The organism is Stenotrophomonas sp. TWI809, assembly GCF_039673205.1.
Taxonomy (GTDB): Bacteria; Pseudomonadota; Gammaproteobacteria; order Xanthomonadales; family Xanthomonadaceae; genus Stenotrophomonas.
On the sequence record NZ_JBDJLE010000007.1, the window covers coordinates 99,814 to 125,305 of the forward strand.

Here is a 25,492-nt window from a genome sequence, read left to right on the forward strand (position 1 = left end):
GCGCACCTCCGGGCAGTGGAGGTGGCGGGCGTGGTGGCGCTGGGAATTCGGGAAACGGACGTCATCCCGTGATGATAGCGTGCGCCGGGCAGTGCAGCCCGGAGGGGTTACTTGCTGCCGCCCGCCACGGTGCCGGCGGCATCGATTTCCGCCTGGGCGCGCGCGGCGTACAGCGTGCCCGGCGGCGGCTGACGGCTGAAGAAGGTGTGCACACCGTCCAGCACCGCGCCGGCGATCTGGCGCTGGTACGCCGGATCGATCAGGCGGCGCTCTTCATCCGGGTTGGAGATGAAGGCGGTTTCGACCAGCATCGCCGGCATGTCCGAGGTGCGCAGTACCGCGAAGTTCGCACGCTCGATATTGGGCTTGTGGTTCTTGCCGATCCGCTTCAGGCCGCCCAGCACATGCCCGGCCGCGTCTTCGGAGGCCTTCATGTAACCGCTCTGGGCCAGATCCAGCAGCACGTTGGCCAGGGTGCCTTCGGTCTGCTGCAGGCGCACGCCACCGACCAGATCGGCGGCGTTTTCCTTGTCGGCCAGCCAGCGCGCACGCTGCGAGGAGGCGCCCTTGGTGGAGAGCACGTACACCGAGGAGCCGGTCGCGGCCCGGTTCTCGGCGGCATCGGCGTGGATCGAGATGAACATGTCGGCCTTGGCCGCACGCGCCTTCTGCGCGCGCATCGGCAGCGGAATGAACACGTCGCTGTCGCGGGTCAGGTAGGCCTTCAGCCCGGGCGTCGCATTGACCTGGCGGGCCAGTTCACGTGCCACCGCCAGGGTAATGTCTTTTTCGCGCTTGCCGGTCGGGCCGACGGCGCCGGGATCCTGGCCGCCATGGCCGGGATCGATCGCGATCACCAGTGGGCGCATACCGGCGCGCATCTTCACGCGCGAAGCGTCGCTGGGCATGGCCGGACGCGGGTTGTCCTGCAGCGCCGGGGTCGGCGCGGGCGCGGGAACCGGCGCACTGGCCACGACCGCCGGGGTCGACTGACCAGCCAGGATCGCGGCCGGCGACGCGCTGTTGCTGGCCGCGTTGGCGGTCCCAGCCGCAGCGACGTTGACGGTGGTGGCCGTCGCGGCAGCCGGGCCCGGCGCCGAGGTGGCGACCGTGGCGCTGGCCTGCTGGCGTACCGACGCGGTCAGCAAGGCGGTGGCGCGCGCGGCATCGCTGCGTGCCTGTGCAGTCTGGGCGGCGGTCGGTGCGGGGGTCGGTGCCGGCGCGGCGGCCGGCATCGACGCCGCTGGCGTGGGCGAAGGCGCTGCGGCCGCGGTGGGCGCGGGCGCACTGGCAACGGGGGGCGCGGCCGGCGCATCGCCCGGCCACTCGATCACCAAGCGCGACTCATTGCCCTGCTTGATCATCTGCGGGCGGAACGGCGCGACCGACTCGGCCAGATCGAACACCACGCGGAACGTACCTGGCACCGGCTGCCCGGTGCGGACAGCGGTGACCACGCCCTTGGGCGCAGGCAGTTTGAGGTTGCGGATCGCGCTGGAGTCCGGGAAATCCACCACCAGGCGGTTCGGACCGGCCAGCGACAGGGTCTTGTAGCCCCCGCTGCCGGCCAGCGAAATCTCCGCACGGGTACCGGTCGCACCGGTCTCCACGGCCACCTGGCGGACTTCGCCCGCCCACGACAGCGCGCTCGCCAGACAGAGTCCGACGGCAGTGCAGAGGGCGGCGAGTGATTTCCCCATTGGCATGGGTCTGGATTCAATCACCGCGCTGAATGAAATGCAACTCCTTTTCCCTTAATAATCCGTAACCTGCCGGTGTTTCCTAGTGTCAGCCGACAGAAAGGGCCTGCAAGTCACCCCCTTGGGGCAGCCGAGCGAGCCATTCACGACCGGCCGGACTGGTGGCGGTGAGCCGGGCGCGACGCCCCTGTCCCTGGATATCCAGGGCCACTTCGAGGTCGGTCGGCGGCAAGGCACCGGCACCGCGCTCGGGCCACTCGACCAGCCACAGCGAGGCGCTGCCCTCGTCCAGCCCGAGGAAATCCAGCTCCTGTGCGTTGCCGATCCGGTACAGATCCAGGTGCCAGGCCTCGTGGCCGTCGGCCAGCGGGTAGCGCTCCACCAGGGTGTAGGTCGGGCTGCGGATCGCCCCCTGCACGCCCAGCGCGCGCAGCAGTGCGCGGGCCAGGGTGGATTTACCGGCCCCCAGGTCGCCCTGCAGCTGCATCACCGCCTGCGGCGGCCGGGTCGCGGCCAGCCATTGCCCGAGCAGGTCGGTGTCTTCGGTCTGCGCGAGGAAAAACTCGATCATGTTCAAACGTCCGGATTGACCAGCCGGCGCAGCGGCGCCAGCAGATCGGTGGGAAGCAGGCCCCGCTGGCCGTCACTGGCGGCGGCATCGCCGGCCAGGCTGTGCAGCAATGCGCCGGTGCTGGCGGCATCGAAGGCGCCCAGCCCCTGCGCGCGCAGGGCGGCAATGATGCCGGTGAGCAGGTCGCCCATGCCACCCACGGCCATGCCGGGATTGCCGGCGGCCATCACCCGCGGCGGCGCATCGGGCGCGGCGACCACGGTGCCGGCGCCCTTGAGCACCACCACCGCGTGGAAACGCTCGGCCAGCGCTTTGGCCGCCGTGAAGCGGTCGGCCTGCACCTGCGCGGTGCTCAGCCCGAGCAGGCGCGCGGCCTCGCCCGGGTGCGGGGTCAGGATCGCGTCATGGAGCGGCTGCGGCGCCTTGGCCAGCAGGTTCAGGGCGTCGGCATCGACCACCAGCGGCTTGCCGCTGGCCAGCACCTGGCGCCAGAGTTCGTGCGCCCAGTCGTCCTGGCCCAGGCCAGGCCCGATCGCGATCACCCCCGCGCGGGGCAGCAGGGCCTGCAGTTCCTGCGCGTCCTGGACGGCATGCACCATCGCTTCGGGCAGGCGCGCCAGCAGCGGTGCCACATGCGGTGGCTGCGTCGCCACACTCACCAGCCCTGCGCCCGCGCGCAACGCCGATTCACTGGCCAGCATCACCGCGCCGCCGCTGCCGAGGTTGCCGCCCACGCACAGCACGTGGCCGGATTCGCCCTTGTGGGTGTTGGCGCGTCGCGCCGGCAGCTGCGCGCGCAGGCGCGGTTGCTGCCAGCACTCGGCGCTGTACTGCACGCCTTCGCCAGCGTCCGCGGGCAGGTCCAGCGCGGCCAGGCGGCGACCGCCGACATGCTCCAGCGCTGCGCCGGTATACAGCCCCTGGTGGCGCACGATGAACTGCAGGGTGACCGTGGCGCGGATGGCAATGCCCGGCACGTGACCGGTGCGCGCATCCACGCCGCTGGGCACGTCCAGCGACAGCACCGGCACGCCAGCGCCGTTGATGGCCATGATCAGATCCACCGCGGCACCGGCCGGCGCGCGGTTCAGGCCGATGCCGAACAGCGCGTCCACCAGCAGGTCTACCGGCGGGAGCGCCCCATCGAAGCGCGCCACCGCACCGCCGGTGGCGATGAACGCCTGCTCGGCCCGCTGCGCCAACGTCGTGGCTGGCGCATCGGCGTCCAGCCGCAGCGCCGTTACCAGGCGGCCGGCTTCACGGGCCAGACGGGCCAGCACGTAGCCATCGCCGCCGTTGTTGCCGGCCCCCACCACCACACCAATGCGCTGCGCCTGCGGCCAGCGCTCCAGCAGGCAGTGCCAGGCGGCCTGGCCGGCCTGCTCCATCAGCGAGGCACCCCCATCGCCCAGCAAGGCACTGGCCTGCGCATCCAGGCGGCGCGCAGCGGCGATATCGAACAGTTCAGCAAGCTCGGGCATGCCGGGATTCTATACTTGTCGCCCAGGCGCAGCCTTGTCGCGCCCTCCCCAGGCTCCGTTTCCGCCCAGGCCATGTCCGCCGTTCCCCTGCCCGCCCCCGTCCATCTGGCCCGTGCCGCCGAACGCATCCGTGCGATCGCGGGCGTGCACGGCTTCCAGCGCTGCGGGGTATCCGGCATCGATCTGCGCGAAGACGAGGCGCACCTGGCCGATTGGCTGGGCAAGGGCCTGTACGGCACGATGGAGTGGATGGCGCGCCACGGCACGCTGCGCGCCCGGCCGGACGAACTGCTGCCGGGCACGGTGCGGGTGATCTCGGTCGGCATGGATTACGGCCACAAGGACGACGCTGAAGCCTGGGCCACCCTGCACGATGGTGACCGCGCCTACGTGGCGCGATACGCGCTGGGCCGCGATTACCACAAGCTGATGCGCAACCGGCTGCAGAAGTTCGCCGACAGCATCGCCGCCGAGATCGGGCCGTTCGGCTACCGCGTGTTCGTTGATTCGGCCCCGGTGCTGGAGCGCGCGCTCGCCCGCAATGCCGGGCTGGGCTGGATCGGCAAGCACACCTGCCTGATCGACAAACAGGGCGGCTCGTGGTTCTTCATCGGCGAGATCTACGTCGACCTGCCGCTGCCGGTGGATACACCGGCCACCGCACACTGCGGCACCTGCACGCGCTGCATCGATGTCTGCCCGACCCAGGCGATCATCGCCCCGCACCGCCTGGATGCACGCCGCTGCATCTCCTACCTCACCATCGAACACGACGGCGCGATTCCCGAGGAAATGCGCACGGCGATGGGCAACCGCATCTACGGCTGCGACGACTGCCAGCTGGTCTGCCCCTGGAACAAGTTCGCCAAGCGCACCGACGAGCCGGATTTCCGCGCGCGCAACGATCTGGACACCGCCTCGCTCGCCCAGCTGTTCGCCTGGGAAGAAGACGAGTTCCTGCGCCGCACCGAGGGCAGCCCGATCCGCCGCAGCGGGCATGAACGCTGGCTGCGCAACATCGCCGTGGCGCTGGGCAATGCACCTGCCCATGCCGAGACGCTGGCCGCGCTGCAGGCACGACGCGAGCATCCTTCGGCGATCGTGCGCGAGCATGTGGCCTGGGCGCTGCAGCAGCACGCCGACCGCGCCGCCGCGGGATGAAGCATTGCCGCCGACGTGCGACCATGGCCCCCCGTTCGTACCGTTTGGCCTGATTCCTCCATGGACCGCAGCGCGCAGATTCTCACGCCCAGCCAGCTCAACATCCTGGCCCGCGACCTGCTGGAGGGCGCATTCCCGTTGATCTGGGTGGAGGCCGAGCTGGGCAGCGTGACGCGCCCGGCCTCGGGCCATATGTACTTCACGCTGAAGGACGCGCGGTCGCAGATCCGCGCGGCGTTGTTCAAGCCCAAGAGCCAGTGGCTGAAGTTCGTGCCGCGCGAAGGCATGCGCGTGCTCGCGCGTGGCCGGCTGACCCTGTACGAAGCCCGCGGCGAGTACCAGATGGTGCTCGACCACATGGAAGAAGCCGGCGAAGGCGCCCTGCGCCGCGCCTTCGAGCAGCTCAAGGCGCGCCTGGAGGCCGAGGGCCTGTTCGCGCCGGAGCGCAAACGCCCGCTGCCGGCGCATGTGCGTCGCCTAGCGGTGATCACCTCGCCCACCGGCGCGGCGGTACGCGACGTGCTGAGCGTCCTTGAACGGCGTTTCCCGATGCTCGAGGTCGATCTGCTGCCCAGCCTGGTGCAGGGCGACAGCGCTGCCGCGCAGATCACCTCGCTGCTGCGTGGCGCCGATGCCAGCGGCCGCTATGACGTGATCCTGCTGACCCGCGGTGGCGGCTCGATGGAAGATCTCTGGGCCTTCAACGATGAGCAGCTGACCCGCGCGATCGCGGCCAGCCAGACCCCGGTGGTGTCTGCCGTGGGTCACGAAACCGACTTCAGCCTGGCCGACTTCGCCGCCGATCTGCGCGCGCCGACGCCGTCGGTCGCGGCCGAACTGCTGGTGCCTGATCAGCGTGACCTGCTGCTGCGTGTGCGTCGCCTCGACGCGCGTCTGGCGCAGCTGCAGCGGCACAGCCTGGGACAGGCCATGCAGCGCGCGGACCGTGCCCTGCTCCGCCTCAACGCGCAGAGCCCGCAATCACGCCTGCAGCTGTTGCAGCGCCGCCAGCAGGACGTCGCGCGCCGTCTGCACGCGGCGTGGACGACACAGCATCAGGGCCGTCTGGCCCAGCTGCGCCACGCAGCGGCCGTGCTGCGCAGCGGTCATCCGCAGCGCCGGCTGGATGCCCTGCGTGAGCGCCTGCAACGCCTGCAGCCGCGTGCGGACAGTGCGATCGGCCGCCAGCTGCAGCGCGACGCCCTGCGCCTGCGTGCGCTCGCCCGTTCGATGGAGGCGGTCAGCCCGCTGGCCACCGTCGCGCGTGGCTACGCGATCCTGACCCGCGAGGACGATGGCAGTCTGGTGCGTTCGCCGTTGCAGGTGCGCCCGGGCGACACGCTCAAGGCACGCGTGCAGGACGGCGTGATCGACGTAACGGTCAACGAACCGGCGCGCTGATCCGCCACGCCTACACTGCTGCGCAGTTCGCCTTCAACGCCCTGCGCTTTCGCAGAATTTCTGCCGGTACTCCATCGCCTTGGGCATCAACGCCTGCAGGTTCTGGATGCGCGTGCCCGGGTTGGGATGCGTGGACGCGAATTCCGACGTTGACTGCCCCCCACTGACCTGCCCCATCCGCTCCCACAGCGGAATGGCTTCCTGCGGATCGAAACACGCGGCCGCGGCCAGCATCAGGCCCACTTCATCGGCCTGGGTCTCATGGCTGCGCGCGTACGGCAGCAGGTAGCCGTAGCCCATCGCCGACATCATCATCTGCTGCTGTTGCGGGTCCATGCCACTGGCGGCACCGGCCATCTGTCCGATCTGCGTCATCTTCTGCTGGGCCATCCGCTGGGCGCCATGGCGCAGCAACGCATGCGCGATTTCATGCCCCATCACCACCGCCATCGCGTCCACCGTCCGCGCCACCGGGATCAGCCCCGTGTAGACCGCCATCTTGCCGCCCGGCAGGCAGAACGCATTGGCCTGGTCGGACGGGATCACGTTGACCTCCCATTCGAACTCCCGCGCGAAGTGCGCAGGCTTCAGGCCATGCTCTTCGGCGAGCGCGGTTTCCACGACGTCCACCTTGGCGATCAGGCGCTGGGCGATCGCCTGGATTTCGCGTGACTGTGGCGCACTGGGATCCAGCGGTCGCTCCTGCGCCAGGATCTCCTTGTAGGCCTGCAGGCCCAGCGCCTTTTCCTGGGTCGCATCAAGCGAGCTGTCGATCAACACGCTTTCGCCGGTATACGGATCCACCGCACGGTTGGAGAACCAGTAGAACGCGGCATAGCCGGCAAACGCCAGCAGCACCCACCAGCGGATGTTGCCGAACAGGCCTGGCCGCCGGGCGCGGCCCTGCTGCTGACCGCCGAATGGATCGTTGCGCATGCGCGTGGTTCCTGAGATGGCCGCGGCACCCTGCCCGACACTGTGCCAATCCTAGAGCGCGCGCCGGGGGGCCGGGTGAAATCCCGTCACCTCACATCGGGGACATCCTCAGATGCCACGGACCAGCCGGAAGCCGATCCGTGCGCTGGTGGTGTCCGAATCCTGCGATTGCCGCCACGCCGCGCGGGTCTGTGCCGGCGCATTGGCCCAGTTGCCACCGCGGATCACGCGCTGCCGGCAGCCCGGGTTGAACCACGCGACGCCATCGGACGGCGCCCGCCGGTAGCTGGCATGCCAGCAGTCGGCCACCCATTCGCTGAGGTTGCCGGCAATGTCGTGCAGACCCCACGGATTGGGATCGAAGCTGGCCACCGGGGCCGGCCCCCAATACCCATCGCCATAGCCGACGAAGGCGTTGTACCAGTGCCGTCCGGAGGGCGAGACATCCTCGGCCCCGGTGAAATTGCCCGCGCGCGCGGGCGGCGTGCCCGCATCACCCCATGGATACCGGCCGCTGCTGCCGGCGCGGAGCGCGTACTCGAATTCGGCCTCGCTGGGCAACCGGTAGGAGCGCCCGGTCTGTTCGGACAGCCAGGTCGCGTAATTCTCGGCATCGCGCACGCTGACGTGCATCACCGGCAGGTTGGCGATCGCCTCGGCCCCGTTGTAATCGGACTGCCAGTCCACCCCGCTGCGCCGGACGAAGTTGCCGCTGCGCTCGTCATACACGATCGAATGGCCGCGCCGCGTGGCCCGGGGGCGGGCCTTGGTAGCCTGCACATAGCGGCGGAAATCGGCGACCGTCACTTCGGTGATCGACATCGCGAAGCCGCGCTCGAAGCGCACGTAGTGCGCGGGCTTCTCGGCATCGGTCGCGCCGAGCTCGTTCTCGGCCGCGCCCATCTGGAACCCGCCGTGCGGCACCACGATCATCTGCGGCCCGCGGCCGCCATCGCGCAGCGCGTCGCTGAACACCTGCCGCGGCCGGAAGCTGCCGTAATGGGTGACCAGTTCGATGCGCTCGCGCAGCTGCCCCACGACAGGATCACCGGGCAGCGCGATGCGCAGGGCATCTTCCAGCTTCTGCCGGGCCGGCTTGAGTCCCTGTGGCGTGGCCAGATCGCGCAGACCCTCGTTACGCAGCCGCACCAGGGTGTCGGAGCGGATCTTCTCGATACGTTCGAAGGCGTCGGCAATGGTGATGGAGGAGTCCCGGACCTTGGCCGCTTCGGCCAGCCAGGTACCGGCCGTCGCGAAATCGGCCGCCAGCGCCGCCGTCTCGGCACGCCGGATCAGCGCGCTCTCGGCCGCTGCCAGTCCTTGCCGGGCGCGGGGGTTGTCCGCGTCCAGTGCGAGTGCTTCACGGAAATTGGGAATGGCGCCATCGCCGTCTTCGCCGATGCGGTCCGCGCGCAGATCGTCTTCGCCGGCGCGGTTGTACGCCACCACGCGCTGGGCAATTTCCACCCGCGACTGCAGCTCGCGCACCTTGGGATCGTCCGGCGCCAGGGTCAGCAGTACCAGGGCCATCTCGCTGGCCTGGGCCAAGGCCTCGCGCTGCTTGAGCGGCCGCTGCAACAAGGCGGACGCCTCCTGCAGCAGGCGTTGCCGCGCGCGTTTCAGCCCGGCCTCGGCCACGCGGTCCTTGGGGTCGTGCTGCAGCAGGGCAAGCCAGATCGGGATCGCGTCCTCGGCGGTGCGGTACAGCCGGTCTTCCTCGAAGGCGCGTGCGGCGTCGCGGCGAGCCTGGACAACGTCGTCGTCAACGAGGGTGACGGCAGGTGGCTGCCAGCGCTCCACCGTCTCGGCAGCGTCCTCGCCTCCGATGGTGACCTGCGCCACCGGCGCGCTCGCTTTGGCCGGTGCGGCAGCCGGCTTGGCCGCCGGCGCTGCCGACGGTGCCGGCGCGGGCGCGGGAGAACATGCGGCCAGCATGCCCAACAGAGCAGTGAACAGCAGCGGCAATGGGCCTGACGGTCGCAAATGGGGGTCCTTGGGGCGTGTCATCGTCTTGCTGGTGCCCACGCCACGTCGCAAGCCGCCGCCCGGGGCGCGATGGCGATCCAGGGGGCATGCCGCAGGCGCAGGCAGGGGATCATCATAATCGCCACCGTCGCGGGGGGCGACCGTCCCCGGCCCGGGCGTTCATCACCGCACGGCGGGATGCCGGACATGGCATGGCATCGCATGGCGTTAGGCTATCCTCCCCGACCTGAGCACCCCTTTGCAGTACATGGAATCCCACGTGGCTTACTGGATCAAAACCCCGGCGGAACTGGACGAGCGCTACCGCCAGCGCCCCACCCGCATCGGCCTGGACACCGAATTCATCCGCGAACGCACCTACTGGCCGCAACTGGCGCTGGTGCAGATGGCGGTCGGTGATGAAATCCTGCTGATCGACCCGCTGATCCCCGGCATGAACGCGGCCCTGGCCCCGTGGCTGGCCGACACCTCGATCCTCAAGATCATGCATAGCGCCAGCGAAGACCTGGTCACCTTCAAGGTCGCCTGCGGCGTGCTGCCGCGGCCGCTGTTCGATACCCAGATCGGTGCGTCGCTGGCCGGCATCGGCGGCGGCATGGGCTACCAGAAACTGGTCACGGCAGTCACCGGCGTCACCTTGGCCAAGGGCGAAACCCGCTCGGACTGGATGCGCCGCCCGCTCTCGGAGGCGCAGCTGGAGTACGCCGCCGACGACGTGGAATACCTGTTCCAGATCCACGACACCATCGAGGCCCGCCTGGAAGAACTGGGCCGCCGCCAATGGCTGCAGGACGACGCCGAGCGCCTGCTCGCCAGTGTCGAACACGATGAAGAGCGCTGGCCGCACGTGGCGATGCGCTCGGCACAGTTCATGGATACCCCCGCGCAGCTGCGCCTGCTGCGGCTGCTGCGCTGGCGCGACGTGCAGGCGCGCGCCAGTGACAAGCCGCGCAGCTGGGTACTCGACAACGAACTGGCTGCCGTGCTCGCACGCACCCCGCCGGCCGATGTGGAGGCGTTGTCCAAGCTGATGGAAGGCTTCCCCAAGGCCCCGCGCAAACTGGCCGCCCAGGTGTGGCAGGCGCTGTCCACCCCACTGGCCGACGAAGCCGAGGCACCGCTGGCGCTGCCGGCCAACGATGCCAACAAGCAGGCGCTCAAGCGGCTGCAGGATGCCGTCAGCGCGCGCAGCGCCGAACTCGGCCTGCCTGATGGGGTGCTCGCCTCGCGCAAGCATCTGGAAAGCTATCTGGAAAGCCGCCAATGGCCGGCCGCGCTCGCGGGCTGGCGCCAGGCGCAGCTGGCGCCTATCCTCGGGCGGGTGTGGCGGCGGGGGGCCGGACGGTGGTGCATGGGTGCGTATCTCACCGCACCGATGCACCGCCTCGCCCAGCGTTTCAGTGCACTGACGACGGCGCAACGCCGTCGATTCCTGAACGGATCGCGTCACCCTTTTGACCTGCCGCCATCGGCATGACTGCAGACACATACGCGGGTCTGAAACGCATGCAAGAGTGAATCGCACGCACCGTTCCCCGCCTGCTCCAGGCGCGGTCCGGACACGGCATCCCGCAGGACCGTGCCGCCGGCGCAGGTTCTGCCCACGCGGCTGCGCAAAGGACTCCCATGCATCTGATCGCGACTCGAAGGAACGCCCCCACCCCTCGCCGCACCACGCGCCGCCTGCACCGCTGGCTCGGCATGACCCTGCTGCTGCCGGCCACCACGGCCAGCGCTGCCGATGATCTGAACGCACGGCTCGCGCAGGCCCTGCAGGGCACCGCCACACCGGCCATGGGCGTGCTGGTCATCCGCGATGGCAAGGTCGCTGAACATGCCGTGCGGGGCGTCCGCCGCAACGATGCGTCCACGCCGGTCACCACGGAGGATCAATGGATGATCGGCTCCACCGGCAAACCGATCACCGTGGCCATGATCGCGCGATTGGTCGAACAGGGCGTGTTGGGCTGGGATGCGCCGCTGTCGACATTGTTGCCCGACGTCGCCGCACAGATGCAGCCGGCCTACCGCAGCGTCACCCTCGTGCAGTTGCTCTCGCACCGCGCCGGCCTGCCGGAAAACCTCACCGACGCCGCCGCGCTGGACGCGTTCTTCGTCGATAGCCGGGCCCTGCCCGTGCAGCGCGAGGCTTACGTCAAGGCAGCCCTGGCCGAAGCGCCGGTGCATCCGCCCGGCACCGAATTCGCCTACAGCAACAGCGGCTTCCTGATCGCGGCGGTGATCGCCGAACGTGCCACGGGCAAGGACGTGGAAACGCTGATGCAGCGCGAAGTGTTCCAGCCGCTGGGCATGACCGGTGCCGGGTTCGGCCCCACTCCGGCCGGGCAACCGGTGGGCCATCGCGGCGGCAAGCCGGTGACCACCGCGCCGCAGAAGGCCGATGACGGGGTGCCGCCGCTCTACACTGCCGCCGGCAACCTGCATATGCGACTGCACGATCTGGCGCTGTTCGCCATCGATCAGCTCGCGGGCAGCCAGGGCAAAGGCAGGTTGCTGACAGCGGCGTCCTACGCGCTGATGCAGACCGTTCAGCCGGGCAGTGGCTCCGGGCTGGACTGGGGCGTGCAGCCGTCGATCGCCGGTCGCCAGGGGCCGGTGCTGGTGCACGGCGGCTCGGACGGCAACTGGCTGGCCTGGGTGGTGCTGTTCCCTGGCCAGAACAACGGCGTTATCGCCATCGCAAATGCCGCCGAAGACATGGGCGCCGACCAGGCCACCATGGGCGTGCTGGGCGGACTGTTCGCCGAGCTGGCGCCCGCTGCAGCCGGGGCGCCCGCCAAGTAGCAGAAACGACAACGCCCCGCAGGTGCGGGGCGTTGTCGGAACACGCATCACGCTCACCGGTGCCCTGCGGCACCGGCGATCGCGTGTCTTACCAGTTCATGTTGAGCGACACACCCACGGTGCGCGGTTCGTTGTAGACCGCGGCCATGTAGTTCTCGATCACACCCTTGAGGTTCTTCTCATTGGTGATGTTGCGCGCGAACAGCGCCACTTCCCAGGCACCGTAGTTGGCAGAGTAGCCCAGCTTCAGGCCGCCTTCGAAGCTGCCCTTGGAGTTGAACTCGGCCGAGTCGTACAGCACGAAGCTGGTATAGCCCTGCTTGTTCCAATCGGTGGAGACGAAGAACACATCGCTGTCATTGACCGGCATGTCGTAACGCGCGGCCAGGTTGATGTTGTACTTCGGTGCGTTCGGCAACGGGTTGCCGTTGATCTGCGCGAAGGTGTTGGCACCGACCTTGATGGTCGGGTCATTCACGGTGCACACCACGGCGCCGTTCAGGGCACAGACCTGCGCGTACACGCGGTCGTCCTGGATCTTGCTGTGCAGCAGGCTGACACCGGCGCTCAGGGCCAGGTTCGGGATCGGGCGCAGCTCCATGTCCGCTTCCAGACCGTAGGCCTTGGCCTTGTCGGCGTTGAACAGCACGCCGTTGCCGTCCGAATCGTTGCCGTTGAGCTGGATGTCATTGACCACGTAGGTGAACGCGGCGGCGTTCACGCGCAGGCGGTTGTCCCACAGGCTGCTCTTGATGCCGGCTTCCCAGGACAGGATGGTTTCCGAGTTCGCCGTGGTGAAATCGGCATTGAACACGGCCGAACGGCCCTGGATGGTCGGGCCACGGAAGCCGCGGGCCACGCGCGCATACACGCTCAGCTGCGGGTTGAACGCGTACATCGCGCTCAGGTCCCAGCTCGGCGTGGTGTCGGACATCTCCACGTAGGTGCGGCCCTTGTAGGTCACGGCACCGGCGGCGGTATCGGCGGTCTTGAGCAGACGGGTCTTCTTCTCGTCCTTGGTCTGGCGCAAGCCGGCGGTCAGGGTGAACTTGTCGGTCACGTCATAGCTGACCTGGCCGAAACCAGCCCAGGAGGTGTTGACGTTGCGCAGGCGCACCCAGTTGTTCGGATTGCGGGCATTGCCCTGCAGGAACCAGGCGCGCTGGTAGAAATCGGTGGTGTCGCGGCCGTCGAAGTAGAACGCGCCGACCTGCCACTTCAGGCGGTTGTCATCGGCGTTGGCCAGACGGAACTCCTGGGTCCACTGGTCCAGATCGCGGATCTGGCCCATCGACTGGCCGTAGCCGTTCGGCACGCCGTTGACCGGATAGTTCACGGCGGCGCCGCCGTCGGTGTCACCGCGGCTGTAGCCGGAGGTGGTTTCGTAGGCGGTGATCGAGGTCAGCGAGACGTTGCCGAAGTCGTAGATCGCCTTCACCGACCCGCCGTAGGTCTTGTAGGCCTGCGGGTTGTTGTCGGCTTCGTCGTAGGCGACCTGGTCGCGCGGCACGTCGGTCTTGTTGGAGCCCTTGGTCAGCGCGCTGCGCAGGAACAGGGTCGAGGTGCCGTCGTAATCGCGTGCGTGGGCCGAGGCCAGCAGCGAGAAGTTGTCGCTCGGCTGCAGCAGCAGCTGCGCGCGCACGTTGCGGTCGTCGAAGCCGCCCATCGCGTTCTTCTTCGGCGAGACCGTGCCATCGGCGCTCGGGCCGCGGTAGGTGTTGTCGACGTAATCATCGCGGTGCTGGTACAGCGCCGACACGCGGAACGAGGCGATGTCGTTGATCGGGCCGCCGAAGCCGCCATCGATGGCCACGCTGCCGTACGAGCCATAGCTGGCCTGCACGCGGCCGCTGTAGTCCTGGCTCGGCTTGATTGTGTCGAACTTGACGATGCCGGCGGTGGTGTTGCGGCCGAACAGCGTGCCCTGCGGGCCGCGCAGCACTTCGATCTGGTCCACGTCGTAGACCGGGTTGGACTTCAGCACCACGTGCTCAAGCACCACGTCGTCCTGGATGATCGACACCGGCTGCGAGGCACCCAGGTAGAAATCGATGTTGCCCAGGCCACGGATGTAGAAGCGCGGGAAGATGCGGCCGGTGGTGGTTTCAGCGTAGAAGCTGGGCACCTTGCCCGACAGCGCCAGCAGGGTGTCATCGCCGCCAGCGGTGTAGTCGCGGATCTTCTCGCCCTGCACCACGCCGACCGAGACCGGCACGTCCTGCAGGTTGCGCTCGCGGTGGTCGGCGGTGACGGTGATGGTGTCCAGCGAGGTGGCGCTGGCGGACTGCGCGTCCTGCGCCGAGGCGGCAGCGGACAGCATCAGCGCAGCGGACGCGCAGGCCAGCGCCAGCGCGCGGCGGCGCGGCAGCACGGCGGTGGTGGAGAGGGAACGGGAGAGAAGACGCGTCGACACAGGGGCGTGGCGTAGAGCGGGCATGCAGAGGTCTCGGGTAGTACAGATCGGGGCAGCCGGCGCGATGGCCGGGCACCATAGGAAATCGACATCGCTGTGGAGACAGCGATGCGGCACGGTATTGGCTGGATGTTGCAGATTGGTGTCAGGGCGTTGTGGGCGACGGCTGTCCGGCCCCCCTGGTCCACTGGCTATGCGGCCGCGTTTTCTGGCGCGGATTATGCCCGGCCAAGGCGCGCGCCGGAAGGGCGGGATTCGCGTGTGACGCTTTCCGGGCCATCGGTCACGTGTCGCCCGGCACTTGTCGCCCTGGCAGCGGCGGCGAACACTGAACCGGTCATCCACGAGATCTCCGCATGTCCTCTCGCCAACTGGCCTGCCTGCTCCTGTTGTTGTCCGCCTCGGCCGCCCACGCCGCCGAATCGCCCGCACAGTGGCTGGTCACCACCGACCTGTGGGGAAACCCGGCCTACCAGCTGCTCACCCTGCCCGACCAGCAGGGTCCGGTGGAGGGGCGCTTCGATGGGGACACCCTGCAGGGCAGCCGCCAGGGCAACGCGCTGGCGTTTGTCGTCACCGGCAGCGATGGCGCGACCTACCGCTTCCGCGGCGAGCAGACCGGCACGACCCTGCGCGGTACGGCCGATTATCCCGACACCAACGCCAGCGAGCGACGCGCGATGCACCCCTTCAGCGCGCGCCGTCTGCCCGAGCGGCCGGCCGACGGCCCCCGCCAGCATGACTTCGTGCCCACCTCCTATTCGAACGAGTTCTCACCCCACCGCGCACCCGTGCTGACGATCTGGCCGGGCGACAGCGTGCGCACCACGACGCTGGATTCCGGCGGCGTGGACGCCAAGGGCCAGACCCGGGCGCTGTTCGGCAATCCGCAGACGGGGCCGTTCTATGTGATGGAGGCCGAGCCCGGCGATGTGCTGGCGATCCACATCAAACGCCTGCGCTTAAACCGTGACTACGCCGACAGCCTGGACAGCATCGTGGGACGCGCGCTGACACCGGCCCTGGCGGCGAAGGCCACCGCGCTGGACAAACCGGTGCGCTGGACCCTGGACCGCGAACGCGGCCGTGCCCGTCCAGAGGCGGCCACCGGCAAGCTCAAGGACTTCTGGGTGCCGGTCAGGCCGATGCTCGGCGGGCTGGCGGTGGCACCTGGGTTCGGCAACGCGCCGATCTCCACCGGCGACACCGGCCGCTTCGGCGGCAACATGGACTTCAACGAAATCCGCGAGGGCGCGACCGTGTATCTGCCGGTATCCCAGCCCGGCGCCCTGCTCTACCTGGGTGATGCGCACGCACTGCAGGGCGATGGCGAAACCTCGCAGTACGCGCTGGAGACCTCGATGGACGTGGACTTCAGCGTGGAGGTGATCAAGTCCCGGGCGCAGTCAGCGCCGCGGGTGGAATCGGCCACGCAGTTGATGGTCCTGGGCCAGGCCGGCTCGCTGGATGAGGCCCTGCGCGCGGCGACCGCCGGGATGGCGCAGTGGCTGGAACAGGACTACGGGTTGAGCCTGTCCGAGACGGCCCAGGTGCTGGGGAGTTCGGTCAGCTTCGTGGTGGCCAACCTGGCCGGGCGCAGCGTCGGCGTGGCCGCCAAACTGGACAAATCCCTGCTGCAGCAGGTGGAACGCGCGCCCGCCGAGGCGCGCGGCAGGCACTGAGCCGAACGCAGGCCCCACTTGGCAGGCGCCGCCGGTCGGCGCTAGACTAGGCGCATTGCGGGGTACGGCCGAGGCCGGTGACGCCACGCAGCAGCAGCATCCGTGGGGCCATAGCTCAGCTGGGAGAGCGCGTCGTTCGCATCGACGAGGTCAGGAGTTCGATCCTCCTTGGCTCCACCACTATTCAACAGAACGCCCCGGGAATCAGCTTCCCGGGGCGCTCTTGTTTTCACAGCCTTCGCGCAGTTGCTCACGCGCCCTCGGGAGTGTCCTTGCGCTCCGGCCGGCGCGTGCCTGCATCGTGGATCGCTTGATCGGTCTGCCCCGGCCGCTGCTTGGCGGTTTCATCCTGCTTGCGGTCCTGCTGGCTCTCTTCGATGCCTTCCTGCTTGCCGTGTTCGCTGGGCTTGGTGTCTGCCATGGGTCTACTCACTTGTGCGGTTCCCGGTACGGGGCCTTCATCCGCAGGCTAACCGGCCGATCGTGATGCACGAATCACGATCGGCACGGCCTTGCACACGTCGCACTCACACGCCCCGCGCCGCTCAATCCAGCTTGACCACCAGCTTGCCGAAGTTGTGGCCCTTGAGCAGTCCGAAGAAGGCCTCCGGCGCGCGTTCCAGTCCCTGCACGATGTCCTCGCGATACTGCACGCGGCCGTCCTTCAGCCACTGCCCCATGTCGCGCAGGAACGCAGGGAAGAAGGCGTGCAGATCCGACTGGATGAAGCCGCGCACGGTCAGGCGCTGGCGCAGCACCTGGCTCATGAAACCCGGCAGCCGGTCCGGCCCGGGCAACACCGCACCGCGCGCGTTGTAGGTGGCGATCGTGCCGCAGACCGGAATGCGCGCGAAGTCGTTGAGCAATGGCGCGACCGCATCGAAGACGTGTCCCCCGACGTTCTCGAAGTAGACATCGATGCCGTCGGGCACCGCCGCACGCAACTGCGCGGCGAAATCGTCGGCGCGGTGATCCAGCGCTACATCGAAGCCCAGCGTTTCCAGATACGCGCGCTTCTGCTCGCCACCGGCAATGCCCACCGTGCGCGCACCCTGCAGCTTGGCGATCTGACCCACCGTCGCGCCCACCGGGCCGCTGGCAGCCGCCACCACGAGCGTTTCGCCCGGCTGCGGCTTGCCGATTTCCTGCAGGCCCACGTACGCCGTGAATCCGGGCATGCCGTACACGCCCAGTGCAGTGCTGATCGGCAGGCCGTTGTCTTCCAGCTTGCGGCTGAGCTGATCGCCGTCGATGACGGCATGCGTCTGCCAGTTGCCCTGAGCCAGCACATGCTCGCCGATGGCGAAACCGGGATGGTTGGAGGCGAGCACTTCAGCAACGGTGCGCCCTTCCATCACCGCATCCAGCGCAACCGGTGCGGCGTAGGACGGCCCCTCCTCCATGCGACCGCGCATGTAGGGATCCAGCGACAGATAGCGATTGCGCAGCAGCACCTCGCCCGGGCCAGGCGCGGGAACCGGCACGTGTTCGATACGGAAGTTGGACGAGACGGGAGCACCGTTCGGGCGCGAGGCGAGGACGATGCGGGTGTTGGTGAGCGCGGTCATCAGAGGATCGCTCCGGGGAGACGAAAAAGGAATCCCGACAGTACGCCGTCCAGGCACGTCCGGGCGGGGGGTAAAACAGCGTTCCATCGGTGCAGGACGACGCGGCTGTGCAATCACCTTGTGCGACAGGGACCGATCATCCCGATGGCGTCACAGCATTCCATCCGTACGCTGCACCGCGCATGCGTTGCCCGCGCCGCCGGCCAGGGCGCATGATCGCGTCATGAACGTTCCCTCCTCCAGCCGACGCCGCTACCTGCTGCCCGTGTTGATGTCCGCCACCACGGTGTTCGGCCTGACATGCTGGGCGATTCTGGCGACCGAGCCCGGTTGCCTGGCCGCGCAAGGCCATTGGTCGTCCGGTGCAGGCAAGTGCCACACGCGCCTGTGCCTGCTGCAGGGCGACTGCGGCGAGATGGCGTCACCTATCGTGGCATGCAACAAAGTGCAGGTCGGCGACAGCCGTGGCCGCGTGTACTTCCACCTGGGCAATCCCCTGCCTGGTGCGGGCGCCGAAGCGGAGTGGCCCGAAGGCAAGGCCGACAACGGCTCGATCCGTGCACGCTTCGAGGATGAGCGGCTGGTCAGCCTGGCCTGCCCGGTCACGCCGTAGGGCGTGCGCGCTTCCATTGCAGCGGGCTCATGCCCATCTCGATCCGGAACATGTAGTTGAACGCCGACGCCGAGGCATAGCCCAGCTCGTGCGCGATTACCGTGGGCGAACGCCCCTGCGCCAGCCACTCGATGGCGCGCAGCAGGCGCAGCCGCAACCGCCACTCGCGCAGCCGCATGCCGGTCTCGCGTTCAAAGTGGCGCGCCAGGGTACGCGGCGATGCCCCCAGCAAGGGCGCCCAGTCCTCCACGCTGCGGGTATCGGCAGGTTGCTCGTACAGTGCCTGGCACCAGCGCTGCAGGCGCGCATCCTGCGGCCACGGCAGGTGCCGGGTGTGCTGCCGCTGGCGCGGCAACTGCGCAGTGATCAGGGTGCACAAGGTGGCGTAGTAGGTGCGGTCGTGATCGGGCACGGTGCGATCGAGTTCAATGATCAGTTCGCGCAACAGCGGTGACACATCGAGTACCACGCAATGCGTGGGCATACCCAGTGCCGGCCCATCCGCCACGTAAAGATTGCGGAACGCCGAGGTATTCAACGCGCCCGTGTGATGGGACGTGCCCGTCGGCACCCACAGCGCCTGCTGCGGGGTGATCACGTGACGTGCCTGCCCGGCGCTGGCCTGCAGCACACCCGTGCTGGCGTGGACCAGCTGGTTCCAGCCGTGCACGTGCGGCGGGAAGCGCTCGCCCGCCTCCAGTCGCTGGCTGCGCGCCACCACCGGCCAGGGCAGACGCCGCAGCGGCGGCACCGGGACTTCGCGCCAACCCGGCGCAGTGGGTTCCGCCGTGGCCATGTGACGCCTCATCGACAGGATGGGTCATTCTATCGAAAGACGCGGTCACCTCTGTCCACGGACCATGGGCCCTCCCCGCTGCCCCCCCACCCATGTCACTCTCGATCCCGCCTCCCCGCCGCGCCTGGCAGGTCATCACGGCCGGCATCTGCGCGCTGGTACTCACGGTCGGCCTGGCGCGCTTTGCCTACACCCCGCTGCTGCCGGTGATGCGGCTCGACGCCGGGCTCACGGCAGCCGGCGGCGGCTGGCTGGCAACGTTCAACTATCTGGGCTACCTGGCCGGCACTGTGCTGGTCGCCCGGGTCGGCGACATGCAGCTGAAATTCCGCTTCTACCGCATCGGACTGGTCCTGGCAGTGGTATCCACCGGCCTGATGGGCACCACCACGGACATGGCCACCTGGGGCGTGCTGCGCTTCGTGGCCGGCCTGTCCAGCACCGCCGGCCTGCTGCTCGCCTCCGGGCTGGTGCTCAACTGGCTGCTCGCCCATCAGCGCCGCCCACAGCTCGGCCTGCACTTCGCCGGCCTCGGGGTAGGGATCGCGGTCTCGGGCCTGGCGGCTGCGGCGATGGCCGATCAACTGGCGTCCTCCCGGCAGTGGATCGCGCTGGGCACCCTCGCGGTGGTGTTCCTGATCCCGGCCTGGGCATGGATGCCGCCGCCGGCAGCGATCTCCAGTGCCACTGGGGCCAACGCTCCCCCGCCACCCGGGCGGCGCTGGCGCTGGCTGCTGATCGCCTCGTACTTCTGCGCGGGGGTCGGCTTCGTGGTCAGCGCGACCTTCATCGTCGCCATCCTGGTGCAGACCCCTGCCTTCGCCGGCCACGGCAGTTGGGTGTGGGTCCTGGTCGGCCTCACCGCCATCCCCTCGACGTTTGCCTGGGATCGGCTCTCGAACCGGCTTGGACTGATCCGTGCATTGATGCTCGCCTATGCGTTGCAGGCTACGTCCTTCGTATTGCCCTTGCTGGATGGCGGGCTGTGGGCCGGCGCAGCCAGCGCCGTGCTGTTCGGCCTGACCTTCGCCGGCATCGTCAGCCTGACCCTGACCGTGGTCGGTCGCCACTACCCGCACAATCCTGCCAAGGCGATGGCGACGCTGACGCTGAGTTATGGCGTCGCCCAGATCATCGCCCCCGCGATCGCCGGCACGCTGGCGCGCGACAGCGGCAGCTACCAGGGCGCATTGGTGCTGGCGGCGATCATGATGGTGATCGGCATCGTGCTGTTGTGGTGCATGCCCGACGACGCCCGATCCACCACGGGCTGATCAACTGCACCGGCGGAAAGCATCCGCCTGAACCGACGTTCATGCGCTTGGGTGATGTGTTCGGGCCCGCTGGATCAAGCACTTGGATGTGGGCGGACACGGGTTTGGAAACAAATGTGAAATTTTTTTCCCGAAACGCTTGCCGAACCCCTCATACCTCCGTATTATTCGCGTCCTCGCCAGCGGCAACGCAGCGATGAAGTGGCCGGGTAGCTCAGTTGGTAGAGCAGGGGATTGAAAATCCCCGTGTCGGCGGTTCGATTCCGTCCCCGGCCACCACAATTTCAGATGACCTGCAGAAATGCAGGTCATTTTTTTTGTCTGTTGTTCGGCGTCGCTACATCGCGCAGCGTTCAAGGAAGGAGGTTCCGCACATGGTTCGTGCTTTGTTCGCCGCGCTGTTCGGCAAACGTCCTGTTGCCTTCCACAGTACATCCCCGATCGATGTGACCGTGCTGCGCCTCAAGCAGTCGATCCAGCATGGCCCGCGCCTCTCTGTCGCCGGAATGCGCGGGAAGGCCTCCGCTCAACGGATCCGCCTGTGCTGGACGCGCCCGTTCGTGTCCAATTCTTTCAAGCCGTATTTCATCGGCCAGTGCATCCCCACCGAACGCGGCACGCGGCTTGAAGGTGCGTTCCAGATGCATCCCTTCATCCGCACCCTGATGATCGGCATGTTCGTCAGTCTGCTCATCGTTCCGCTGGTGGCGGTGGTGAAGCACTGGCAACACACACACGACCTCGCGCCTGCCCTGTTGGCCAGTCTGGCGGTGGTGCCTGCTGCCTACTTCATGGCCGGCGCGGTGCTGGTGATCGTCACGATCAGCCGCTGGGCCGCACGCGACGATGAAGCGATGATCGAGGCGGAGATCCATCGCGCGCTGCAAAGCGGGCACACCGCTCAGGGATGATTTCCGCGGGCGGGCCGTTGCGCGCCTTGCCGTCCATCGCCACGCGCTGGCATGCTCACCCGGCGGACAGGATCGTCTGCGGCCGCGCTTGTTCGTCCCCATGGCCGCACACACAGGGAGAGGTGATGTCCGAAAGCATCGAAGTGCTGCAGGCGCAGATCGCGCATCTGCAGCGAAACCAACGGCGACTGACGCTGGGCTGCGCAGCAGCCGGCCTGCTCACCATGGCCGCCTTGATGATGGGTGCAACGTCACAGCGCAGCGCCAGCTTTGATGTCATTGATGCGCAGCGCATCAACATCAAGGAACCTGACGGAACGTTGCGGCTGGCGATCTCCAATCGCACGCTGTTTCCTGGGGTGGTCATTCACAACAAGGAGCAAGCTCATCCGCGCCCGATGGCAGGCATGCTGTTCTTCAACGATGAAGGCACGGAAAACGGCGGGCTGATCTACAACGGTTCGCTCGACAAGAACGGCAAACCCTCCAGCGGCATGAGCCTGACCTTTGATCGCTATCAGCAGGATCAGCAGATGCAACTGCTGGGCGTGGATGATGCCGGGACACACTACGCAGGGCTGACCTTCAATGACGTTGCCGATGGCCTGTCCCGCCCGTTCTTCTCCGAGCGGGACGAAGCACTTCATCGGAAGGGCATTCCTGCGATCACCGAGCGCGTGTTCCTTGGCAAGTCTGATGCGCGCGATGCCATGCTGACCCTGCGCGATGGTCAAGGAAAGCCGCGGCTTGAGTTGGTGGTCACGCCCTCGGGAGATGCCAAGGTGCGCTTCCTGGACGAGAGCGGCAACGCCACGCGGGAACTCTCCGCTGACAGTCGGTAGCGCGGGTGCCGCACGCTGCCACGCGCACGTCAGCGACGTGGGACGGCCACTGCATGACGGAATATTCACAATTTCCGCTCAGCCTATGCCTAAGCTCGCTGCGTCTTGTGTGGAGTGTCGACAATGCGCAGCCGCTATCTGATCAGTGCCCTGCTCGCCCTTGCCGCCACCGGGTCGGCCTGGGCGGCCGCGCCGGTGACCTCGGTGGAGGCGCTGGACATGGGCCGCTATGCCGGCCAGTGGCATGAGATCGCGCACCTGCCGGTGTCGTTCCAGAAGAAATGCGTGGGCGACATCACCGCCACCTACAGCCTGCGTGCCGATGGACGGATCAGCGTGCACAACGCCTGCCGCGAAGCCGATGGCGACCGCGTGGCAGCAGATGGCGTGGCGCGCCCGGTCGAGGGCCATCCCGGCCGCCTGCAGGTACGTTTCGTGCCGGACTGGCTGTCCTGGGTGCCGCTGGTGTGGGCCGATTACTGGGTGATCGCGCTGGACCCCGGCTACCAGTGGGCAGTGGTCGGCGAGCCGGACCGCAAGTACCTGTGGATCCTGTCGCGCTCACCGAGCATGGATACCGCCCTGTTCGAGCAGCTCAAAGCCCGTGCCGAAGCAATGGGCTATGACCTCGCCCCGCTGCGGGTGATGGCGCCGCTGGACTGACCCGGCCCGGCCTCACCCCACGCGCCGGGCCGGCCTGCCCCCACGACTAAAAGCACGTGGCCCCGTCATCCCGGTGCCCTACCCTTGCATCTCGCTGCCGCAGGCAGCGCGAACACCATACGCCGTAGTATGCTCACACCCATGCAACACCCGCCTGAGGATTGCGCCATGTCCCACCGCTTCCGTCCCCGCCTCGCCTTTGCCCTGATCGTCATCGCCTCGCTGGCCCTGACCGCCTGCAACAAGACGGTCAAACGCGTTTCCGAGCCGGCCGCCAGCGTGCAGGAGTTGACGGTGCGTGCCGATGGCAGCTGGACGGTTGCGCTGCGCCTGCAGAACTTCAGCTCCATGCCCATGACCTTCGACAACGTCGCGCTGCAGTTGAAGGTGAGCGATGAGGATGCCGGCCAGCTGCAGCTGAAGCCCGCACTGTCCATTGGCGGGGTCTCGGCCGATGTGGTCAACGTGGACATCAAGCCGAGCTCGGGCGCCCGCCTGGTGATGGCCGATGCACTGGCCGGCAACCGCACCCTGGGCTATTCGCTCAAGGGCACGGTAAGCGCCACCCCGCAGGAAAAGAAGCAACGCACCTTCGAGATTGAAAGCCGCAGCACGCTCAACCAGGCCCCTGGCCTGCCCGGCGTCCTGCGCTGACCGGCGGGCTTTCCGCCACCCTTCGCCACTGATCGAGACTGTCCCCGATGAGCAGCTACACCGCCCCGCTTTCCGATATCCGTTTCGCCCTGCATGACGTGCTCAAGGTCGAGCCGCTGTTCGCGCGCCTTGGCCTGACCGATGCCACCGCCGATGTGGTGGATGCCGTGCTGGAAGAAGCCGGCCGTTTCAGTGCCAGCGTGCTGGCGCCGTTGAACAGCGTGGGCGATGAGATCGGCTGCGTCCTCGACCAGGCGACCGGCGAGGTCACCACCCCGCCGGGCTTCAAGCAGGCCTACGCCCAGTTCGTGGACGGCGGCTGGACCGGTCTGACCGCTGCACCGGAACTGGGTGGCCAAGGCCTGCCGCATACGTTGGGCGTGCCGCTCAATGAAATGATCAATGCCGCCAACCTGGCGTGGGGCAACTTCCCGCTGCTCTCGCACGGTGCGATTGAAGCGCTCAAGCAGCATGGCGAGGCCTGGCAGCAGGACGCCTTCCTCAAGCCGCTGATCGACGGCCGCTGGACCGGCACCATGTGCCTGACCGAACCGCATTGCGGCACCGATCTTGGCCTGCTCAAGACCAAGGCCGAGCCGAACGCGGATGGCAGCTATGCGATCACCGGCACCAAGATCTTCATCACCGCCGGCGAGCACGACCTTACCGACAACATCGTGCACCTGGTGCTGGCCAAGCTGCCCGACGCACCGGCCGGGGCCAAGGGCATTTCGCTGTTCGTCACCCCGAAGTTCAAGGTCGATCGCGAGGGCAAGGTGGGCGAGCGCAATGCGCTGCGCTGCGGCTCGATCGAACACAAGATGGGCATCAAGGGCTCGGTCACCTGCGTGATGAACTTCGACGGTGCCGAAGGCTACCTGGTGGGTCAGCCGCACAAGGGCCTGCAGGCAATGTTCACCATGATGAACACCGCGCGCCTGGGCGTCGGCCTGCAGGGCATCGGCCTGTCCGAGCGGGCCTACCAGAACGCACTGAAGTACGCCCGCGAGCGCCTGCAGTCGCGTTCGCTGAGCGGTGCGAAGAACCCGGAAAAGCCGGCCGACCCGATCCTGGTCCACCCGGATGTGCGGCGCATGCTGCTGACCATCAAATCGCTGGTCGAAGGCAGCCGCCTGCTGGCCCTGCACGCGGCCACCCTGATCGACGTCGCCCACCACGCCGAGGATGCCGGCGAGCGCGAACGCGCGGACACGCTGGTGAGCTTCCTGACCCCGATCTCCAAGGCCTGCCAGACCGAATGGGGTATCGAGAACACCTACAACGCGCTGCAGTGCTTCGGTGGCCACGGCTACATCCGCGAGCACGGCATGGAGCAGCTGGCCCGCGATGCGCGCATCACCACGCTGTATGAAGGCACCACCGGCATCCAGGCGCTGGACCTGATCGGCCGCAAGACCGCCTCCAGCCAGGGCGCGGGGCTGAAGCTGATGCTGGCCGAGATCGAGGCCTTCGCCAAGGCCAATGAAGGCAACGAAGCGCTGGCCGAATTCATTGCCCCGCTGCGCGCCAAGGCCGACGAGTGGGCCAAGCTGACCATGGCGACCCTGCAGCGCGCGGCCACCAACCCCGATGAACTCGGCGCAGCCAGCTTCGATTACCTGTTCTACTCGGGCTATGTGGTGCTGGCCTACTGGTGGGCCCGCAGCGTCGCTGCCGCCGAGGCCTCCGCGCAGAGCGACGCGTTCAAGCAGGCCAAGCGCGAGACGGCCCGCTTCTACTTCGCCCGCGTGCTGCCGCGCACCCTCAGCCACGCCGCCGCGATCCAGTCCGGCGCCGAACCGTTGATGGCGATGACCGACGCGCATTTCGGCGAAGGCTGATCGGCTGCCAGACCACCGACCAACGGTCGGTGGCTACCTGATTGCCGCGCAGGTGCCGACCGCGCGCCGGAATACCGACGCCGGCTCGTCGGTTGGTGCCGACCGTTGGGCGCCACCCCGATACACCTTCTGGAGAAAAGCCCCCTTGATGTTCAAGGGGGCGCGCCAACGGCGCGGGGTTAAGGTGGAATGCC

20 protein-coding genes, 2 tRNA genes and 1 pseudogene are annotated in these 25,492 nt (G+C 68.0%); 14 read left to right on the top strand and 9 right to left on the bottom strand.

The window, feature by feature from the left end; translation table 11 throughout:
- Positions 1-107: 107 nt before the first annotated feature.
- The 3 genes from ABE472_RS07755 to ABE472_RS07765 form a co-directional block, all read right to left on the bottom strand.
- Positions 108-1,700, bottom strand: a complete 1,593-nt coding sequence (locus ABE472_RS07755; protein WP_346465998.1) for an N-acetylmuramoyl-L-alanine amidase — start codon at positions 1,698-1,700, stop codon at positions 108-110.
- Positions 1,701-1,788: 88 nt separating this feature from the next.
- Positions 1,789-2,271 (bottom strand): tRNA (adenosine(37)-N6)-threonylcarbamoyltransferase complex ATPase subunit type 1 TsaE, encoded by a 483-nt coding sequence (tsaE, locus tag ABE472_RS07760; RefSeq protein ID WP_259261485.1) that lies wholly within the window; start codon positions 2,269-2,271, stop codon positions 1,789-1,791.
- Between the two features lie 2 nt (positions 2,272-2,273).
- Positions 2,274-3,752 carry an NAD(P)H-hydrate dehydratase gene (locus ABE472_RS07765; protein ID WP_346465985.1) on the bottom strand — a complete coding sequence of 493 codons (1,479 nt, stop codon included), beginning with the start codon at positions 3,750-3,752 and terminating at the stop codon, positions 2,274-2,276.
- 72 nt (positions 3,753-3,824) lie between these two features.
- Here ABE472_RS07765 and queG point away from each other — a divergent pair, with 72 nt between their 5' ends.
- Together queG and xseA are read left to right on the top strand one after the other, a co-directional pair.
- Positions 3,825-4,913 carry a tRNA epoxyqueuosine(34) reductase QueG gene (queG, locus tag ABE472_RS07770; protein ID WP_346465986.1) on the top strand — a complete coding sequence of 363 codons (1,089 nt, stop codon included), beginning with the start codon at positions 3,825-3,827 and terminating at the stop codon, positions 4,911-4,913.
- A gap of 60 nt (positions 4,914-4,973) precedes the next feature.
- Positions 4,974-6,314: an exodeoxyribonuclease VII large subunit gene (gene xseA / locus ABE472_RS07775; RefSeq protein ID WP_313209007.1), complete on the top strand. Its 1,341-nt coding sequence runs from the start codon at positions 4,974-4,976 to the stop codon at positions 6,312-6,314.
- Positions 6,315-6,347: 33 nt separating this feature from the next.
- Here xseA and ABE472_RS07780 read toward each other — a convergent pair whose 3' ends face one another.
- On the bottom strand, positions 6,348-7,250 hold the full coding sequence (locus ABE472_RS07780; protein ID WP_346465987.1) for a M48 family metallopeptidase: 903 nt from the start codon (positions 7,248-7,250) through the stop codon (positions 6,348-6,350).
- Between the two features lie 108 nt (positions 7,251-7,358).
- Positions 7,359-9,185, bottom strand: a complete 1,827-nt coding sequence (locus ABE472_RS07785; protein ID WP_313209018.1) for a formylglycine-generating enzyme family protein — start codon at positions 9,183-9,185, stop codon at positions 7,359-7,361.
- 310 nt (positions 9,186-9,495) lie between these two features.
- On the opposite strand from ABE472_RS07785, the pseudogene rnd reads away from it, so the two are divergent.
- Together rnd and ABE472_RS07795 are read left to right on the top strand one after the other, a co-directional pair.
- Positions 9,496-10,539 (top strand): annotated as a pseudogene (gene rnd, locus ABE472_RS07790) (ribonuclease D); the annotation flags it as partial.
- Positions 10,540-10,862: 323 nt separating this feature from the next.
- Positions 10,863-12,041 carry a serine hydrolase domain-containing protein gene (locus tag ABE472_RS07795; protein ID WP_346465988.1) on the top strand — a complete coding sequence of 393 codons (1,179 nt, stop codon included), beginning with the start codon at positions 10,863-10,865 and terminating at the stop codon, positions 12,039-12,041.
- An 88-nt stretch (positions 12,042-12,129) separates the two neighbouring features.
- Here the strand turns inward: ABE472_RS07795 and ABE472_RS07800 are convergent, their stop codons facing one another.
- Entirely contained in the window at positions 12,130-14,478 is a 2,349-nt protein-coding gene (locus tag ABE472_RS07800; protein WP_313209003.1) for a TonB-dependent receptor, read from the bottom strand.
- A gap of 332 nt (positions 14,479-14,810) precedes the next feature.
- Between ABE472_RS07800 and ABE472_RS07805 the strand changes: the two genes are divergently transcribed.
- The gene (locus ABE472_RS07805; RefSeq protein ID WP_346465989.1) at positions 14,811-16,136 is read left to right on the top strand and encodes an acetamidase/formamidase family protein; all 1,326 of its coding nucleotides are present in this window, start codon (positions 14,811-14,813) and stop codon (positions 16,134-16,136) included.
- A 104-nt stretch (positions 16,137-16,240) separates the two neighbouring features.
- A tRNA-Ala gene (locus tag ABE472_RS07810) sits at positions 16,241-16,316 on the top strand.
- 70 nt (positions 16,317-16,386) lie between these two features.
- Here ABE472_RS07810 and ABE472_RS07815 read toward each other — a convergent pair.
- Together ABE472_RS07815 and ABE472_RS07820 are read right to left on the bottom strand one after the other, a co-directional pair.
- The gene (locus tag ABE472_RS07815; RefSeq protein WP_176989378.1) at positions 16,387-16,557 is read right to left on the bottom strand and encodes a hypothetical protein; all 171 of its coding nucleotides are present in this window, start codon (positions 16,555-16,557) and stop codon (positions 16,387-16,389) included.
- A 124-nt stretch (positions 16,558-16,681) separates the two neighbouring features.
- Complete coding sequence (locus tag ABE472_RS07820; RefSeq protein WP_346463791.1) at positions 16,682-17,704, bottom strand: NADP-dependent oxidoreductase; 1,023 nt, start codon at positions 17,702-17,704, stop codon at positions 16,682-16,684.
- A gap of 223 nt (positions 17,705-17,927) precedes the next feature.
- Between ABE472_RS07820 and ABE472_RS07825 the strand changes: the two genes are divergently transcribed.
- Positions 17,928-18,317: a hypothetical protein gene (locus ABE472_RS07825; RefSeq protein ID WP_346465990.1), complete on the top strand. Its 390-nt coding sequence runs from the start codon at positions 17,928-17,930 to the stop codon at positions 18,315-18,317.
- Here the strand turns inward: ABE472_RS07825 and ABE472_RS07830 are convergent.
- On the bottom strand, positions 18,307-19,113 hold the full coding sequence (locus ABE472_RS07830; protein WP_123730689.1) for a helix-turn-helix transcriptional regulator: 807 nt from the start codon (positions 19,111-19,113) through the stop codon (positions 18,307-18,309). The two genes, ABE472_RS07825 and ABE472_RS07830, sit on opposite strands and share 11 nt — an antisense overlap.
- Positions 19,114-19,205: 92 nt before the next feature.
- Between ABE472_RS07830 and ABE472_RS07835 the strand changes: the two genes are divergently transcribed.
- From ABE472_RS07835 to ABE472_RS07865, 7 genes are all read left to right on the top strand, one after another.
- Positions 19,206-20,387, top strand: coding sequence for a YbfB/YjiJ family MFS transporter (locus ABE472_RS07835; RefSeq protein WP_313208999.1), 1,182 nt, complete (start codon positions 19,206-19,208; stop codon positions 20,385-20,387).
- 203 nt (positions 20,388-20,590) lie between these two features.
- A tRNA-Phe gene (locus ABE472_RS07840) sits at positions 20,591-20,666 on the top strand.
- Between the two features lie 107 nt (positions 20,667-20,773).
- Positions 20,774-21,298, top strand: a complete 525-nt coding sequence (locus ABE472_RS07845) for a hypothetical protein (RefSeq protein WP_123730687.1) — start codon at positions 20,774-20,776, stop codon at positions 21,296-21,298.
- Between the two features lie 125 nt (positions 21,299-21,423).
- A complete protein-coding gene (locus tag ABE472_RS07850; protein ID WP_346465991.1) occupies positions 21,424-22,140 on the top strand; it encodes a hypothetical protein in 717 nt (238 codons plus the stop codon).
- Between the two features lie 123 nt (positions 22,141-22,263).
- Positions 22,264-22,803 carry a lipocalin family protein gene (locus ABE472_RS07855; protein ID WP_313208997.1) on the top strand — a complete coding sequence of 180 codons (540 nt, stop codon included), beginning with the start codon at positions 22,264-22,266 and terminating at the stop codon, positions 22,801-22,803.
- Between the two features lie 168 nt (positions 22,804-22,971).
- Positions 22,972-23,457 (top strand): LEA type 2 family protein, encoded by a 486-nt coding sequence (locus ABE472_RS07860; RefSeq protein WP_123730685.1) that lies wholly within the window; start codon positions 22,972-22,974, stop codon positions 23,455-23,457.
- 47 nt (positions 23,458-23,504) lie between these two features.
- The gene (locus ABE472_RS07865) at positions 23,505-25,298 is read left to right on the top strand and encodes an acyl-CoA dehydrogenase C-terminal domain-containing protein (RefSeq protein WP_123730684.1); all 1,794 of its coding nucleotides are present in this window, start codon (positions 23,505-23,507) and stop codon (positions 25,296-25,298) included.
- Positions 25,299-25,492: the final 194 nt, after the last annotated feature.